Below are 17,504 nucleotides of genomic sequence, written 5' to 3'. Positions count from 1 at the left end.
ATTATGTCGGGTAACATAGAATCTTGCTCTAGATGATGAAATTGAGCTTAAATTTTGTGTGCAGATGAGATCGCAAACGATTGTTTTGTATGGGTATTCTAATAATTATTTTTACAGACATAATCTGCTTTTTTTAGGACTTGAAAAAATGTATCTTTGCACATCCAAAAAGCAGCTGTTTTGCTATTATTTTTAATAAAACCAAAAAAGGTAAGAATCTAGCGAAAGGCACTAATTTTTTGCACACATGAGTAACATACATTTTCAAGAAAAATTTGAAGATCGTCACAACGGACCAAGATCGGTTGAAACGAGAGAAATGTTGGAATTTTTAGGCGTTGACTCGCTTGACCAACTTATTGAGCAAACTGTTCCTGCACAGATTCGTGCAAAACAAGCTTTACAATTGCCTGCTGCTTTAAGCGAAGTCGCTTATTTGAAAAGGGTAAAACAAATTGCAGAAAAAAATAAAGTTTTCAAGTCTTATATCGGACAAGGTTATTTTGATGTGATTTTACCAGGTGTTATTCAAAGAAACGTCTTTGAGAATCCAGGATGGTATACACAGTATACACCTTATCAGGCAGAGATTGCACAAGGTCGTCTTCAGGCTTTGTTAAATTTTCAAACGGTTATTTGTGATTTAACAGGATTAGAGATCGCGAATGCGTCTTTATTAGATGAAGCTACTGCTGCGGCTGAAGGTATGTTTATGCTTTATTCGGCTCGTAAAAACAAAGCGGCTAATGTTTTCTTGGTTTCTGAAAATGCTTATCCACAAACGATCGATGTATTAAGAACTCGTGCATTATCTTTTGGAATTGAACTTCGTATTGAAGCTATTTCTGAAGACAGTTTAACGGATGATGTATTCGCTGCATTTGTTCAATATCCTACTGCAGATGGTTCAATTATAGATTATAAAGCTTTTACTGCTGCTGCGCATGCCAAAAACATTACTGTTTGTGCCGCTGCAGACTTAATGAGTTTAACGTTATTAACTCCTCCGGGAGAATGGGGTGCTGATGTTGTTGTTGGTAATTCACAACGTTTCGGTGTACCAATGGGTTTCGGTGGTCCTCACGCTGCTTTTTTCGCAACTAAAGACGCTTTTAAGCGTAATATTCCAGGCCGTATTATCGGTGTTACGACAGATTCTAATGGCAATTACGCATTGCGTATGGCATTACAGACTCGTGAGCAGCATATCCGTCGTGATAAAGCATCATCTAATATCTGTACTGCACAGGCTTTATTAGCAATTATGGCGTCATTCTATGCCGTATATCATGGTCCTCAGGGAATCAAGAATATTGCTAGCCGTATTCACGATTTGGCTCAATTGTTAGACCAAGCTGTTCAACAGTTGGGTTATACGCAATTGAACAAAAACTACTTTGATACTGTTCGTTTTGAATTAGGTGGTGAAGTTGCTGGATTAAAATCTGAGGCTTTAAATAATGAAATGAACTTCAATTATGTAGGTTCTGTTGTAGGTATCTCTATTGATGAGTCAACGACTTATGAAGACATTTTAACGATTGTTAAAGTATTTGCTAAAGTAAAAGCTAAAAATTTGGCTGATGTTGATTTCGAATCTATCGAGGCATCTTTAACATCAGCTCTTCCTGCTGATTTGGTTCGTACTTCTGATTACTTAACACACCCAGTTTTCAATAGCTACCACTCAGAGAGTGAGATGTTACGTTACATCAAATCTTTGGAAGCAAAAGATTTATCATTATGTCATTCTATGATTCCATTGGGATCATGTACAATGAAATTGAATGCTACTGCTGAAATGACTCCAGTTACATGGGCTAACTTCGGCGGTTTACATCCATTCGCTCCTGCAGATCAAACTTCTGGTTATATGCAGTTGATCGGTGAGTTGAATGAGTGGTTATCTGAAATTACAGGTTTTGCTAAGATGAGTTTCCAACCAAACTCTGGTGCTCAAGGAGAGTATGCCGGTTTAATGGTTATTCGTGCTTACCATGAAAGTCGTGGAGACCATAACCGTAACATTTGTTTAATTCCTGCTTCCGCTCACGGTACAAACCCTGCTTCCGCTTCTATGGCTGGATTGAAAGTTGTGGTTGTTAAATGTGATGATCGTGGTAACATTGATGTTGAGGATTTAAAAGTAAAAGCAGCAGAGCATGCCGCGAATTTAAACTCATTTATGGTGACTTACCCATCTACGCATGGGGTATTTGAAGAACCTATTATTGAAATCTGTGAAATTATCCATGCAAATGGTGGACAGGTTTATATGGATGGAGCGAATATGAATGCGCAGGTTGGTTTAACAAGCCCTGGTCGTATCGGTGCTGACGTTTGTCACCTGAACTTACATAAGACATTCTGTATCCCTCACGGTGGTGGTGGTCCTGGTATGGGGCCAATCGGTGTTGCGGCACACTTAGTACCTTTCTTACCTAATCACGAAGTGGTTGAAGTTTCTGGTGAAGAGGGTATCACTGCAGTATCTGCGGCGCCATTTGGTTCTGCTTCTATCTTAATTATCTCGCATGCTTATATCGCAATGATGGGTGGAGATGGATTAACGAACGCTACAAAAACTGCAATTTTAAATGCAAATTATATTAAAGCTCGTTTGGAAAACCACTACCCAGTATTATATTCTGGCGTAAATGGACGTTGTGCACACGAGATGATCTTAGATTGCCGTGCATATAAAAATGTGGGTGTTGAAGTTGCTGATATCGCAAAACGTTTGATGGATTATAGTTTCCATGCTCCAACAGTTTCTTTCCCTGTAGCGGGTACTTTGATGGTTGAGCCTACTGAGTCTGAGTCTAAAGCTGAATTAGATCGTTTCTGTGATGCTTTGATCGCTATTCGCCAAGAAGTTGCTGCGGTTGAAGCGGGTGATGTAGATCAGGCTGATAACGTATTGAAAAATGCGCCTCATACTGCATCTGTTGTAACTGCTGACGAGTGGACTAGATCTTATTCTCGCCAAACAGCTGCGTATCCTTTGGCTTATTTAAAAGATCGTAAGTTCTGGCCTTCTGTTGGTCGTGTAAACGATTCACAAGGAGATAGAACATTAATTTGTTCATGTCCTTCTATTGAAGAGTACGCAGAAGCTTAATCAAAAATATAATAAAATAAAAAGGCCTTCATCTAATACAGATGAAGGCTTTTTTTGTAAAAGATAATATTGAGCATGTCATCTTAAGGATATTGCTCATGATAGATGGTAGACAGCTCAATACCTTAACTTTTTGAGGAAGTAAGATTAAATATAATTCATTTGTAGCAGCAGTAGAGAGAGGATTGTCATAGCTAAATGATGAATCTCAAAAAAGGTAAAAGAAAGAAGATGTCTTATATATGATGCATTTATAATTGTAAATAAAACAAATTTATCTAAGTTTGTTTTGTGTTTTAATGAAAATCCAAGTTTACATGACTTAACTAACGACGCGGATTGTCTTTTTTGTGCAGCATCAATAATGATGATATCATTTTTGTGAATAGCTTGCTGACGGAATATTTACTGGACGGAAAAGCAAGATATTGGAATACGTATTAATCATGCATAAATGAGATTAAGTGCTCCTGAAGTAATTATATTAATAATGAAAGTAAAATCAACAATAACTTTTTTAGTGATGACAGCGCTATTTGCTTCCTGTTCGACAGGTAGGTATGCCGCAACTGAGAAAGTCTATAAGAAAAAAGCAAAGTTACTTGCCAAAGAATATGCTACAAGTCCTGTTATCAACCAAGCTATCGGTAAATTACCGCTATCGGTTGAAAAAGAATGGATCGCATCGATAAACTTTGGGATTCGCAAACCAAACTATGTTGTGATTCATCATACTGCTCAGGATTCACTGGGACAGACCATACGTACCTTTCATTCTGAAAAGGCGGGTGTAAGTGCTCATTATGTTGTTGGCCGTACCGGTAAAGTGGTGCAGATGGTCAATGATTATTATCGTGCACATCATGCAGGAATTGGTAAATGGGGTAATGATACGGATCTAAATTCTTCTTCTATTGGAATTGAATTAGATAATAATGGAACAACAGATCCTTGGACAGATGCACAGATTAATGCACTGACCGAGTTACTTTCGTATCTTAAAGTGAAATATAACATCCCTCAAGCAAACTTCATTGGTCATATGGACTTAGCTCCAACTCGTAAAAATGATCCATCACGATTTCCCTGGAAGGTATTAGCAGATAAGGGTTTTGGTTACTGGTATGAAGAATATCTGGAAACTCCACCAATTGATTTTAATCCAAAACTGGCTTTGAGAATTATTGGTTACGATGTAAAGAATTTGGATGCAGCTATTAAGGCATTTAAACAGCATTACATCCAGACGAATGCAAATGTCGCTACGCTGAAGGAAAATGATCTGAAGATATTATATTCGATCTATAAAAAGTTCTTATAACAATAAAGAGCTCCAAATTTTGGAGCTCTTTATTGTTATTGTGACATCTATACCGTCTTAACATATTTGATATCGTAATTCTCAATGTCTATGATGTAGCCATTTTTAATTAAGAAATCAAATAATGGTTTGGCTTCTTCAGAAACGGCCATATTTTTTGTGGTGATAATCTTATTTTCTTTTTTCAATAAGTATGGGTATGCATATAGCTTGATATTCTTATTGAACATTCCCGAAATATAGGAAAGAAGTTCATTGGTGTAATGCTCCTTGTTGTAATTATCCGAATTAAAGATATTTCTTAAATTGGAAACGTTTGTCGCAATACCAATATTTTTTGGTTTGAAATTATTGATAAACTCAGCAAGATGATTATTTCTTCTGAAATTGCTGACGATGATATTATTGCCTGTTGAACATAGCTCTTCGGCACGGTGTGCAAATTCTTCGAGATCTTTATCGGTAATGATATGATCCTCTTCAAGTACATTGCCCATTAATACCTCTATCAGGACTACTGTGTTTTCTGATGTTGCGCCTGTGTTTTTCTTAAATTGATCTACAGCAAGATTGAATAGATCAAAGTTAGGTAGAGATTTTTGTCTATATTTCGTTCTTAGAAGAATGATATTCTTTTTGTAAAGGTAATCTTTGATCTGTGCGGCTTTGCCATCTGGTTTAAAGATTGCGGCCTTTGCAAAACCTTTAGCAATGAGGTATAAATTGATCAATCTTTCATTGACATTTTCAAACAACGGGCCAGTTACTTTTACAAGATCAATTTCTACAGAGCCTACAGATAGATTGTCGACTAATGACTCAATCATCGTCTGCACGTTATCGGTATAATAATAGGCTGCGAAAAGGAGGTTGACTCCAATGATACCCAATACTTTTTGTTGTAGCTGGTTGTCGCTATCTAGCAGTCTTACGTGTATAATGATATCGTTGGTAGGGCCGTCGACTTCGTGTTGAAATCTGACACCAATCCAACCATGAGGTTCATTTGTTTTTGTAAAGTTTAGCGTAGTAACGGTGTCGGCAAAAGCGAAGAACTTTTTGTTACAGTATTTTTCACCATGTAAGCGCTTGGTTAATAAATCGAACTCGTGTTTTAGCATTTTCGTTAAACGCGTGCGGCTTACATATCTGCCATCCTCTTCTTCTCCGTAGATGGCATCGCTAAAAGTCATGTCGTAAGCCGACATTGTTTTGGCGATTGTTCCAGATGCCGCCCCTGCATTGAAAAAGTTACGTGCAACTTCTTGACCCGCTCCAATTTCAGCAAAGGTGCCGTAAATCTCCGGATTCAGATTTATTTTCAGTGCTTTTCTTTTGGTTTCAAATATTTCTCTTACCATGGTACAAAGGTACAAAAAATGATAGCCTGCAGAAAAGGAATGGGAGGGAAGATGATATTTGATCAATTTATAACAAAAGGGTTATTTTGATATCAAAATAACCCTTTTGTTACTGGTCTGTATGAAATTTTAATTTAAATATGCTTAAAATATTTTCAATTTGTGAAAGGCATAAAATAAGGCTGAACTTTGAAGTGCCTGACCAAATTTATTTTGCAACAGCAATTCTTTTGCTTCTTCGATAGAAATCAAATAAACATCTATTTGCTCACTTTCATCTAGGTCTTGCTCCTGGATCTTCTTTCCTCCCTGCATGAGGTAAGTATGTGTAATATTTTTACTTGTAGCAGGGTTGGCATAAAGTTCCGCAATTTTTTCAATCTTGGTAAAAGAATAACCTGTCTCTTCAAGCATTTCTCGCTCCGCTGTAAATTGTGGATCTTCTCCTTCTTCCATCGTTCCTGCCGGTATTTCAAGAATAACCTCGCCGGCAGCGTGTCTATATTGTTTGATGACGATCAACTTATTGTCTTCCGTTATACCGACCATATTGACCCAGTTTGGATATTCTAGCACATAGTAATGATCATTAATACTGCCGTTAGGCAACTCACAGGTATCCCTTCGTAAGGTAGCCCAAGGTGCTTTCGAGATATATTCTGATGATAGTAATTTCCACTTTTCCATTCGTACGATTAAATAATATCGGCCATCATTCGGTCCACTTTTGTGGCTAACTCTTTTTGGAGCTGTTCATAGTGCGATTTAGCTGTTAATGGTGCTTTTACTGAACAATAAAATTTTATTTTAGGTTCTGTTCCTGATGGTCTCGCAGAAATAACATCACCATCTACAGTGATAAATTGTAAGACGTCCGATTTCGGGAGATCAATGACTGTTTTAGTACCGGTGGCTATATCTATGGCGACCGAATTTTCATAATCACGAACTTCTACAACAGCTATGCCTCCTAAAGATTTAGGCAAATTGGCACGCAGGTTACTCATCATTGCTTTGATTTCTTCTGCACCAGCTTTACCTTTTTTAGTTAATGAAACTAATTTTTCTTGGTAGCATCCAAATTCTTGATACAGGTCAAGGAGAACTTCATATAAAGATTTGCCTTTCGATTTGTAATAGGCGGTCATCTCTGCTAAGAATGCGCATGCATTTGGGGCATCCTTATCACGTACAAGACTTCCGACTAAGTAACCATAGCTTTCTTCTCCGCCAACTAAATATGTCGCTGAATCGCCTAATTTGGTCATTAGTTCGCCAATATATTTGAATCCAGTTAAGGTCTCATAGTAAGGTACATTAAAATGGTTGGCAATTTCAGCTTGAAGATTTGTTGTGACGATTGTTTTTACAACATAGGGATTGTTATTAAGTTGATTTTGTTCTTTTTTAGAACTTAATACATAATAAACAAGTAGACTACCGATCTGGTTACCGTTCAGTAATTGAAAACTACCTTTATCGTTTTTAACTGCGATTCCAACGCGATCAGCATCGGGATCTGTTGCTAGTACGAGATCAGCATCCAGCTCTTCACCTTTTCTCTTGGCTAATGCCATAGCATCTTCTTCTTCTGGATTAGGATAAATAACTGTTGGAAAATTACCATCTGGAGTGGCTTGTTCTTCTACAATGGAAACATTGTTAAATCCCCACGCTTCCAATAATTTTGGAACAATTGTAATTCCTGTTCCATGAATGGGAGAAAATACGATTTTAAGATCTTTTTGAGCTTCTACAGCCTCCGGGTGGATACTTAATTTTTTATTTTCATTAATGTAAATTTCATCAATTTCATCACCTACAGGTATAATATTTTCTGGAATTGGCTGAAATGATATTTGCGAAACGCTATGGATAGCATTAACTTCTGTAATGACATTTATATCGTGCGGAGCTGTTAATTGGCATCCGTCGTTCCAATAGGCCTTATAGCCATTATATTCTTTTGGATTATGTGAAGCGGTAAGCATGACCCCGCTTTGGCAGGCAAAGTGACGGATTGCAAATGATAGTACAGGTGTTGGACGCAGTTCATTAAATAAATATACTTGGATTCCATTTGCCGCAAATACATCAGCCACCAGCTTTCCTAGGCTTTGCGAGTTGTTGCGGCTGTCGTAAGCTACAGCTACTTTAATGACCTGATTTGGAAATTGCTTTTTTAGATAGTTTGCCAACCCCTGAGTTGCTTTACCGATGGTATACTTATTTATCCTATTGGATCCTACACCCATGATACCACGTAAACCTCCTGTCCCAAATTCTAAATCTTTATAGAATGAATCTGTTAGTTCAGTTACTTCGTTGTTATCAATTAAAATTTGTAAAGCAGCTCTTGTTGCTTCATCGTATTCTGAGCTAAGCCATTGGTTGACTTTTGCTTGTAAATCCTGATCTAGACTATTCATTGTTATTGTGAATTTAAACTGTCAAAGTAAATATTTTTTAGGAATGTAATGCTTTTAATGTGAAATAAATCATTATTGTTAGGCATCACATCCACCATAAGCACGATCAAGTACCGTAAACATCCACTTACCATTTTTATTTGTGATGTGGAAGATAAGTGGAGCGTTTTTATCGGTTAGTATGATGCGGTAACTTTTAGCTTCTAAAGCTTTTAGTTTTTGAATTTCAGCATTTGATATTTTAGCATCCGAGATCTCGTTCATGAATTTTGCGGTATGCGATAGTTCTGTTGGATGTTGTTTGTTATTACAAAATAACCCTTTTTTATTCCAGGCCTCTTTTCCGCAGTCATATACTGGCAATTGCCCTATAGTAACCTTTCCTAAGAAATTGGTATGCGGATAAGGGTAATAATCGGGTATTGGATGATTGAAATCAAAAGCCACAGCATGTGTATAGATGGCTTGCACTCCAGGTCTATAGATGGTGTAATAACCGACCGTTTTGTCAATATAATTGTTTAACGCCTTGGAATCTTGTTTGTTAAATGCTTGAATAATATTCATTATGGTCGCGTCTAATGATTCGCCCTGTGGTGCTTGTTCTTGGATCGTATCTGTTGAATCTGATGGGATCGGCAGTGTATCTTTTGCTATCGTATCGATAGAATCCAGTTGACTTTCCTTTTTTTCAGCAGTTCTATTGCAACTGCTGAAAAGAAAAACTGCAATGAGCCAGACTCCCAATATTTTTTTCACCATGGTTATTATCATCTACTTGTGCGGATTTTAATTAATCCGAGTTAATTACAAAAATAGAACAACGGTTGCTTTATTCAAATACGTTGTACGTTAATCTTAAATTAATTGAATTATTTAGTTTTGTTCGTTAAATTGTGTATGATTGTTTTTAGAATACTACGAGTTGAGGGCTTCCACCATTGCTCTAATATTTTTTCAATCGTTTCTTCCTCTTTTGCGCCGAGGTTTTCTAGAAGTTCTTTTCTGAAGTTCAATTTGCAGGTTTTCCATGTTTCTTTATCAAACTGGGTTACTGATTTGATCTTGCGTAAAGCGGCGGTGTGAATTGCATTTGCTGGCACGACTTCATCAACAAGACCTACTGTAAGGGCTTCTTGTGGTGACAGTAATTTTCCCTCAAGTAAAAAGCGATAGGCATTCCCTTTCCCTAGCCAAAAGCTATAAAGGTGAAATATACTTTCTGGTACAATTAATCCAACTGGAATTTCGTTTAGGCCGATAATAAAATTTCCTTCTGCCATGATCCTATAATCACAACAGATTGCGATAACACATCCTCCTGCAGGGCTATGACCCGAAATTGCTGATACAATTGGTTTTGGAAACGAAGCTAGATCACGTGTTGTTTTGAAAAAGAGTGACCAGAAGGCTCTGATTTCGGTTTCATTGTATTCATATAATGTGATCAGATCTAAACCGGCGCTGAAAAAACCTTCTTTGCCATGAATGATAACACCTTCAATAGCCACATCTGATTTTAAATCGTGTATACAAGCATTTAGTTCTTCAAGCAGCACCGTATCCATTGCATTGGATTTTCCTCGGTCTAAAAATATGTTCGCGATACGGTCTTCCGTTTTGATTTGTATATGTTTCATATGTAATTATTTTTTTTTAAAAAGGCCATATGGAATATCCAACGTATTTTCATTGGTGTTTGTGCAGTTTGTACTATATGGATATTTCATAAGATTTCTGTTCTTGTAAATTTATTCAACCACATTTATATTAATTTCTTTCCTGCCTATCTTTCCATTGAAGTCTATACCTTCCAAAATTATTGTATATGGACCTTTTTCGTCCGAAGTATAAAAATCGAAGCTTGCTTTTCCAACTTGATCGGTAATGATGTTGGGTTCCCAGTGTATTGTCGTTCTTAAATCTGAAACTATTTTTGATACATTTTTTGCTTCGTAGCTCGGTTTATAAAATGTTCGACTCAGGTTAAAGCCTTTCGGTATAATGGTACGAATGCCTGTTGGTTTAAATGCAGTTGTAGCGCCATTGCCTCTTTTTGTTGTAATTACAATTAAACCATTGCCTCCATATGAACCATAGATTGCAGTATGATTAATGTTTCTCAGGACCTCAATACTCCCTACATCCGCGGCACTTAACATCGAGATCTGATCACCTTCTATGTACATGCCGTCGAGGACAACCTGCATAGGTCCGTTGCCTCGGGTATTGTAAGGTACGCCGTTCCTCCACATCACACCTGTGAGTCGTCCGACTAGACATTGTTCTAATGTACTGCAGTTTGACAGATCCTCTTCTGTAAGTACTTGATCGGCATTGCCTGGTCCATTTAAGTTACTTGAATTGGCAACGGCCTTTTTTATTGCTGTGCGGGTAATTTTAACTTCTTCGAGTTGTATGGAGCGCTGTTTGAGTCCAGCGGCTTCTAGCTGTGCAAAGTGGGCTTGTGCATTTTTTATATTTCCTAAGTATTTGGTGTTTATATTGTTCAGTACTTCAGGTAAATTTTTATTGATACCATTTGCTGGTTCCTCGATTTCATCAAGCTCAATGTCCAGTCTATTTTTATCTTTATCGGATTTTGCCGTCATAATGAATTTGATACTGTCGGTAAATAACAGGTCATCAAAAGAAAATTTTCCAGCTTCGTTCGTTAGCGTATCAATAGCGGCAGTCATATTGGTTGTAGGGATCAGAGTAACAGTTGCTTTTGGCACAACCGCTTTTCTACCAAGTTTTTTTATTGTTCCTGATATGGATATATTTTTTTCAAAATTATATTTTGGATCAGACATTTCATCTATTTTTGCCCAGTCTAATTTTCTCCACCCTTGTATCAGCATCAGATTATCCAGATCACTTTTTTTAATGTCTTTACTATCTGAAAAATAATAGTTGGGGTTTTCTATGAATCCATTTATTTCCGAACTTAATAGCAAGGACGTATATATGCTGGATCTATAGGGAGTATCAATCTGGGTTTTATTGCTATTAACAACTGATGCTGATAATGAACCAACCCGAATGGAGTCTGTGGTGTTTCCGCTTAAAACGCTAATGTTTACTTTTTGACGGGTTCCATAGGTGGGTTTATCAGCGGTTGCTTCGATAGGAAGAATCTTATCAGCCCGATAGTTGAAAATCATTCGTTCTAGTAAAGGCTTTAGGGTTGCATCCAATATGGATAACTGTATAACTCCCTGAGGCAGATTTTGTCTGGGGATGGAAAAAAGGACTTCGTTTTTATTCAATTTTTGCTTGGAAACATGAAATGAATTTCCATTATATTGGGCGATAAGATAGATTTCTTGCTGATTGATTTGATCAGGGCTAGCATTAACCTGTACAAAGACCCTGTCATCAGTAAGATTGCCCACATTCATGTTTAGTCCTGACATGCTGATTGACGGAAAAGGTGTTTCTGTTTTAGTGCCGTCGGTAAATGTCGCTATGGCTGTATATTTTAATTTTGCATCCAAAACAAAAGGATAGCTGACCATACCGAGCGGACTGGTTTCCATCTCGACTATCTTCTCCTTGTTGCTTTCCATAATGATAATGGTGCACTTTTCTCCCAGTCCTTTACTATTAAGAGCTTTAAAGCCTATTTTAGTGTGTAGTTGGTTTATAATGTTGCCTGATTCGGGTAGTATTTGCAGGCTGTTACTTGATTTATCTGCTGGAACGGTAAATGTTTTACGAATTATTATTCCGTCTATTGATTTAAAAGACAAATTGATGATTTCACCTGCAGGTATATCTTTAAGATCAATCAATAGCTGACCCTGCTGATCTGTTTTTTCGCGTGATGCTCTTTGTTTTCCATTCTTGAGATGGGTTTTGTAGTTAATATTAATTTCTGGCAGGGGAACTCCTGATAATGTTTTTAGTTTTATTGCATAGTATTTTTTCTCTCCATCGTAGATGATTTCATCACCGGTCATAATATTATCCGAACGACCGTTATAGATGGGCACTGTTTTGTCAAAGAAGTAGGCTGCACTATCATTTCTCATCCATTGTGTATAAGCGCGTATACGATAGGAGCCTTCTATGAGCGTGTCTGATAAGGTCAGATCAGCAATTCCTAAACCAGCGGTTAAGGGAATTTTTAAGGTATTCACTGTTTTGTTATCTGGAGATATTAAATCAATGTAGGCAACTTGGCTTACTCCGGATAAGAGGTTGTCTGGTGTAAGTGTGCAGTAAAGCTTCATCCAAATATTTTCACCAGCTGAATAGCTTTCTTTGTCCATATGAACATGGATTTTTTCTTTTGGATTTCTTGCAGCATAATTTCCTAATTTATCGATGAACTGTCGGATATCCGTTTGTCCTAATGACATAAAGGGAATTATGAATAATAAACTAAACAAGCTTGCCTTAAGATTCATACATTGAGGGTCAATAATTTGGAATAAATTACGAAAAATTATTAAATAATCCGTTGTTTCGAATTTGATATCAATGCAATTAGAAATTTTCTATCAATATTAGCTTAAAACAAATATCTTTGTGCTATGAATATCCTAATCATTGGTTCTGGCGGTCGTGAATCAGCCTTCGCCTACAAACTTTCGCAAAGTAAGCGTCTTCAAAATTTGTTTATTGCTCCTGGAAATGCAGGTACAGGTGCGTATGGTAAAAATGTAGCATTAAAAGTGACTGACTTTGACGGTATCGCAAGTTTTGTTCTTGAAAATGATGTCAACATGGTTTTGGTAGGCCCTGAGGAGCCTCTAGTAAAAGGTATTCATGATTATTTCTTGAACCGTGCCGATTTAAAACATATACCTGTTATCGGTCCACAGCAAGAAGGTGCGCAACTAGAAGGATCGAAAGATTTTTCTAAGCAATTTATGGACCGTCATGGTATTCCTACTGCCGCTTCACGTTCTTTTGATAAAACAAATTTGGAGGAGGGGCTTGCATATCTGGAAACTCAAAAGTTACCAATTGTATTGAAAGCTGATGGTTTAGCTGCTGGAAAAGGGGTGCTGATCTGTGAAACATTGGAAGATGCCAAGTTGGAACTGAAAGCGATGATCGCTGATTCTAAATTTGGTGCAGCGAGTGATGTTGTTGTTGTAGAAGAGTTTTTGAAAGGTATTGAATTGTCTGTTTTTGTTTTAACAGATGGTAACTCGTACAAAGTATTGCCTTCAGCTAAAGATTATAAGCGTATTGGAGAAGGTGATACTGGCTTAAATACAGGGGGAATGGGATCAATATCTCCAGTTCCTTTTGCTGATGAGGCTTTTATAAGTAAGGTTGAGGAGCGTATTATTAAGCCAACTGTTGAAGGATTAAAGAAAGATAATATTCCATATAAAGGATTTATTTTCATTGGCTTGATGAATGTTGACGGCGAACCATTAGTGATCGAATATAATGTGCGTATGGGTGATCCGGAAACAGAATCTGTTTTGCCACGTATTGAGTCCGATTTAATTGACTTATTAGAAGGTGTTGCTCAAGGTAATCTAGAAACACGCTCTTATACTGTTACTCCAAAAACGGCAGTAACTGTTATGCTGGTTGCTGGAGGATATCCTGGAAACTATGAGTCTGGTAAGGTGATTTCAAATATTGAAAATGTAAAAGAGTCGATTGTATTTCACGCAGGTACCAGCATGCAAGACGGTAATGTTGTGACTGCAGGAGGTCGTGTTATCGCAGTAACGACATTGCAAGATACGTTGTTTGATGCTTTGCAACAGGCAACTGCTGATGCAGGAAGAATCTATTTCGATGGTAAATATTTCCGCAGAGACATCGGTTTTGATTTGATTTAAAAAATTTTTCAATTCTTTTTTGGAAGATTAATAAAAATATCTATATTTGCATCTCCAAACAGGGAAATATCCTATAGGAGATGCCAAATGGCCCGTTCGTCTAGGGGTTAGGACGTTAGATTTTCATTCTAGAAACAGGGGTTCGATTCCCCTACGGGCTACGAAAGCGACTTAAGAAATTAAGTCGCTTTTTTTATGTCCATGGTTTTCTAAAAAAACCTGTATGATTTTTTCTATCTGTATAAATGCATTTTTGCAAAGCGCAAAATGAATAGCAAAAGCTTAATAAATCAACACATAAATTCATGCTCAAAGAGTGTGCATTAACAAAAAATAATGCTGATGTTCAGGTGCTAGATCGACATGTTCCTTTGGCACTTGGTTTGCGTATTTAAAAGTGTGAATGTGCGATGTTCTACAGGTTCAGATCCTGGATTTAGAGCCATTATGAGGCGTCAAGAGAAAGTGTCATAGCATTTTAGAATTCGTATTTGGGAATCGATGCTATGAAATATTTAATGGAATTATTTTTGGAATAAAATCAAACTTTTTGGTCATGCAAATGGCGAAAGGGATAGTTAGATTAGATAAGGAGGAAATATGATAGGTATTGTAGGAGGTGTTGGTCCTTTAGGAGGGCTTGACTTGTATAAGAAAATTATTGAAGAAACTATAGCGCTGTCAGATCAGGAACATTTACCCGTTATGCTTTATTCATTTCCGAACTTAATTGGTGATCGCTCAGAATATTTAAAGGGACATTCAACTGTTAATCCGGCTATAGCTTTAGCAGCAATCACAAGACAGATGGAAAGTGCGGGTGTTACTATTGTTGGTATTCCGTGTAATACTGCTCATGCAGATCCTATATATGGTGTGTACGAACAGGAATTAGCCAAAACGAACCAAAAGATTAAAATACTGCATCTCGTTAATGAGACGATTTCTTACATGAAGGCATTATATTCAAAAGCAAAAGTTGGTATCCTTTCCACTACAGGTACGCGTAACAGCGGGCTTTATCGAGATTTGTTACTGAAAGAAGGTTTCGAAATTGTAGAACCAAGCGAAGATTGGCAAGAGCGGATACATGCTGCTATATATGATAAGGAATATGGAATCAAAGCGCAGTCAACTCCTGTGACCAACAAAGTCCGTCTGGAATTGCATAGTGCCATGGACGAGTTAAAAAAAGGAGGAGCAGAAATTATTGTCTTGGGATGTACTGAACTGCCACTTGCTCTTCCAGAAAATGATCATAATGGCATGACCTTAATTGATCCAAACCGGATATTAGCAAGAGCACTTATTTATGCTTTTTCACCGGGTAAATTGAAATAATGCTTCATTATTTTGAGTATGGAAGTTTTCCCTGCGTCTTTTAAAGAAATTCTAGGAGCAGATTTGTCAATCTGTCATGTTAAATAGTCCATTATTTTATTGATTTCTAGCTTGGTATGTTATTTGTGTGTTTGAACATATAATTATAATCAAATGCAAAAGATAATACATAAATCAGAAAAACGTGGTCATGTTGACTTTGGATGGTTGAAAAGTGCCCACTCTTTTAGTTTCGGAAATTATTTCGATCAGGATAAGGTTAATTTCGGAGCATTACGTGTTTTGAATGATGATTTTGTTGAAGCAGGAAATGGTTTTGGACGTCATCCCCATGATAATATGGAGATCGTCAGTATCCCGTTAGCGGGTGTTTTGGCTCATCAAGACAGCATGGGAACCAGTCGTGATATCCAAACCGGTGATGTACAAATTATGTCCGCAGGAACTGGCGTTACGCATTCTGAATTTAATGGTAGTAAAGTAGATCCTGTTAAATTTCTTCAAATTTGGGTTATCCCGAATGAAAGACAGTTGACCCCAAGTTATGATCAGAAGTCATATTTGGATTTAGATCGAAAAAATAAGTTTGCGACGATCGTTTCTCCCAATACAGCAGATGCCCAAGCGGTCTTTATTAATCAAGATGCTTATTTCAATTTAGCAGATATTGAGGTGGATACTACCGTTAATTATCAATTGCATAGTGAAGCAAATGGTGTTTACGTATTTGTTTTAGAGGGGGCCATCGAAATAGCAGGAGAGAAGTTAAATCGCAGAGATGCGGTTGGAATTTGGGAAATAAACGAAATCGATATGCTTTCTACATCGGATGCTCAAGTTTTATTGATTGAAGTACCCATGTTTTAAATTTTGAGATACATAGTAAAAAAGTGTCTGTATCTAAAGATTCAGACACTTTTTTAGTTCGATGCAACAGGTTGCTATTTGATTGACACCGTGTCAAAAACAATCGTTTCGTAATTATCCTTTTCATAAAGCACGCCGATCTTCTTATTGTTGATCAGAATAATATCTGAATAGGCGGCATAAGAATCTTTATAGCCCACAGGTGCTTTTGCCACTACATGGTTAAAATACCAGGTCTTTCCTTGATCTTTACTGATTCGTAATGTTAAATTATCTCTATCTTTTTGAGAGGCAGCATTGCAAACAGCTAGAATATAATTTTTACCTTTTTTCCAAGATAGGGTAGAACCTTGGTTAACAGGATCTGGTAGATTTTTATCATAGAAAGTGGTATCCCATGTTGCTCCGCCATCATTCGAATAAGAAATAATACGGTTTCGTACATTTCCCTGTTGGTTTCTAGTATTCATATACAATCCTGTTTCGGAGATCTGTGCGGCCATCGTTTCATTTCCACCTTCAAAACTTATTGTATTTCCGATTTTGAAAGTTTTACCATGGTCGTCGGAATAATAACTATGTGCAAAATAATCTTTTCCTGCAGGTTTTGGGTCTCCTTCTGAATGATTTGCAGGAATGTATATACGGCCTTTATATTTTCCGGAATCAAATTGTAAAGCATGACCAGGTGTATTCGCGTAGGTTCTCCAATCCTCTTTAAAAGTATAATTAGGATTGAACGCGGGTTGATTTGGACGATGCACTGCAGTTGTAATGTTTGTCGGTGCAGCCCATGTTTTTCCTCCATCTGTAGAAGTGATATACCAGCATTCGCGAATTCCATTTCCTTTTCTGACATCTCCTTCGTGATTATTTCCTGTATTGTAGAATAAGAAAATTCGTCCTTTTGGATATTGTGGATCTAATAGATCAACGATAGGTGCGGGGTTGCCCGCCTGTAATTTATCTTGGTCTACAGCTATCTGCAGAGGTCCCCATGTTTTTCCATTGTCAGAACTGATTTTGTAAACGATATCGACATTTCCGTAGTCTCCGGCATGTTCAACACGGCCTTCGGAGAATGCAATCAGATTGTTACTTTTATCTTTGACAATCGCTGGAATACGGTAACTTTTGTAACCGTCATCTCCCGATTTAAAAACAGTCGTTTCTTGTGCTTGGATCATCGTCGATGATAGCAGGATAGAAAACGTTAAAAATAATTTTTGCATGATATAATGTTTTGGT

Annotated in this window: 12 protein-coding genes and 1 tRNA gene; 6 read left to right on the top strand and 7 right to left on the bottom strand. The window is 37.2% G+C overall.

The annotated features are described in order from the left end of the window. Positions 1-247 precede the first annotated feature (247 nt). Positions 248-3,121 (top strand): aminomethyl-transferring glycine dehydrogenase, encoded by a 2,874-nt coding sequence (gene gcvP, locus WH188_RS22395; protein WP_339424679.1) that lies wholly within the window; start codon positions 248-250, stop codon positions 3,119-3,121. 490 nt (positions 3,122-3,611) lie between these two features. Further along, the gene (locus WH188_RS22390) at positions 3,612-4,442 is read left to right on the top strand and encodes an N-acetylmuramoyl-L-alanine amidase (protein ID WP_132844912.1); all 831 of its coding nucleotides are present in this window, start codon (positions 3,612-3,614) and stop codon (positions 4,440-4,442) included. Between the two features lie 47 nt (positions 4,443-4,489). Here WH188_RS22390 and WH188_RS22385 read toward each other — a convergent pair whose 3' ends face one another. From WH188_RS22385 to WH188_RS22360, 6 genes are all read right to left on the bottom strand, one after another. After that, positions 4,490-5,803: a hypothetical protein gene (locus WH188_RS22385; protein ID WP_021189151.1), complete on the bottom strand. Its 1,314-nt coding sequence runs from the start codon at positions 5,801-5,803 to the stop codon at positions 4,490-4,492. Between the two features lie 144 nt (positions 5,804-5,947). Continuing rightward, positions 5,948-6,490, bottom strand: a complete 543-nt coding sequence (locus tag WH188_RS22380; protein WP_021189368.1) for an NUDIX hydrolase — start codon at positions 6,488-6,490, stop codon at positions 5,948-5,950. Positions 6,491-6,498: 8 nt separating this feature from the next. Next, positions 6,499-8,232 (bottom strand): phospho-sugar mutase, encoded by a 1,734-nt coding sequence (locus WH188_RS22375; RefSeq protein ID WP_132771714.1) that lies wholly within the window; start codon positions 8,230-8,232, stop codon positions 6,499-6,501. A 78-nt stretch (positions 8,233-8,310) separates the two neighbouring features. Continuing rightward, positions 8,311-8,994: a hypothetical protein gene (locus WH188_RS22370; protein ID WP_339424678.1), complete on the bottom strand. Its 684-nt coding sequence runs from the start codon at positions 8,992-8,994 to the stop codon at positions 8,311-8,313. 110 nt (positions 8,995-9,104) lie between these two features. After that, positions 9,105-9,872: an enoyl-CoA hydratase/isomerase family protein gene (locus WH188_RS22365; RefSeq protein WP_132771712.1), complete on the bottom strand. Its 768-nt coding sequence runs from the start codon at positions 9,870-9,872 to the stop codon at positions 9,105-9,107. A 111-nt stretch (positions 9,873-9,983) separates the two neighbouring features. After that, entirely contained in the window at positions 9,984-12,599 is a 2,616-nt protein-coding gene (locus WH188_RS22360; RefSeq protein WP_339424677.1) for a carboxypeptidase-like regulatory domain-containing protein, read from the bottom strand. Between the two features lie 174 nt (positions 12,600-12,773). On the opposite strand from WH188_RS22360, the gene purD reads away from it, so the two are divergent. From purD to WH188_RS22340, 4 genes are all read left to right on the top strand, one after another. Continuing rightward, positions 12,774-14,048 (top strand): phosphoribosylamine--glycine ligase, encoded by a 1,275-nt coding sequence (gene purD, locus WH188_RS22355; protein WP_132771710.1) that lies wholly within the window; start codon positions 12,774-12,776, stop codon positions 14,046-14,048. Positions 14,049-14,137: 89 nt separating this feature from the next. Next, positions 14,138-14,209, top strand: a tRNA-Glu gene (locus tag WH188_RS22350). Between the two features lie 439 nt (positions 14,210-14,648). Beyond that, positions 14,649-15,389 (top strand): aspartate/glutamate racemase family protein, encoded by a 741-nt coding sequence (locus tag WH188_RS22345; protein WP_339424676.1) that lies wholly within the window; start codon positions 14,649-14,651, stop codon positions 15,387-15,389. 153 nt (positions 15,390-15,542) lie between these two features. Continuing rightward, positions 15,543-16,256, top strand: coding sequence for a pirin family protein (locus tag WH188_RS22340; RefSeq protein ID WP_168127969.1), 714 nt, complete (start codon positions 15,543-15,545; stop codon positions 16,254-16,256). 74 nt (positions 16,257-16,330) lie between these two features. On the opposite strand, the gene WH188_RS22335 is transcribed toward WH188_RS22340, so the two are convergent. Continuing rightward, a complete protein-coding gene (locus tag WH188_RS22335; RefSeq protein ID WP_021189375.1) occupies positions 16,331-17,488 on the bottom strand; it encodes a sialidase family protein in 1,158 nt (385 codons plus the stop codon). Between the last annotated feature and the right edge of the window lie 16 nt (positions 17,489-17,504).

This window comes from Sphingobacterium sp. MYb388 (assembly GCF_037479535.1).
GTDB classification, from domain to species: domain Bacteria; phylum Bacteroidota; class Bacteroidia; order Sphingobacteriales; family Sphingobacteriaceae; genus Sphingobacterium; species Sphingobacterium anhuiense.
This window is presented reverse-complemented; position numbering and strand designations above follow the sequence as displayed.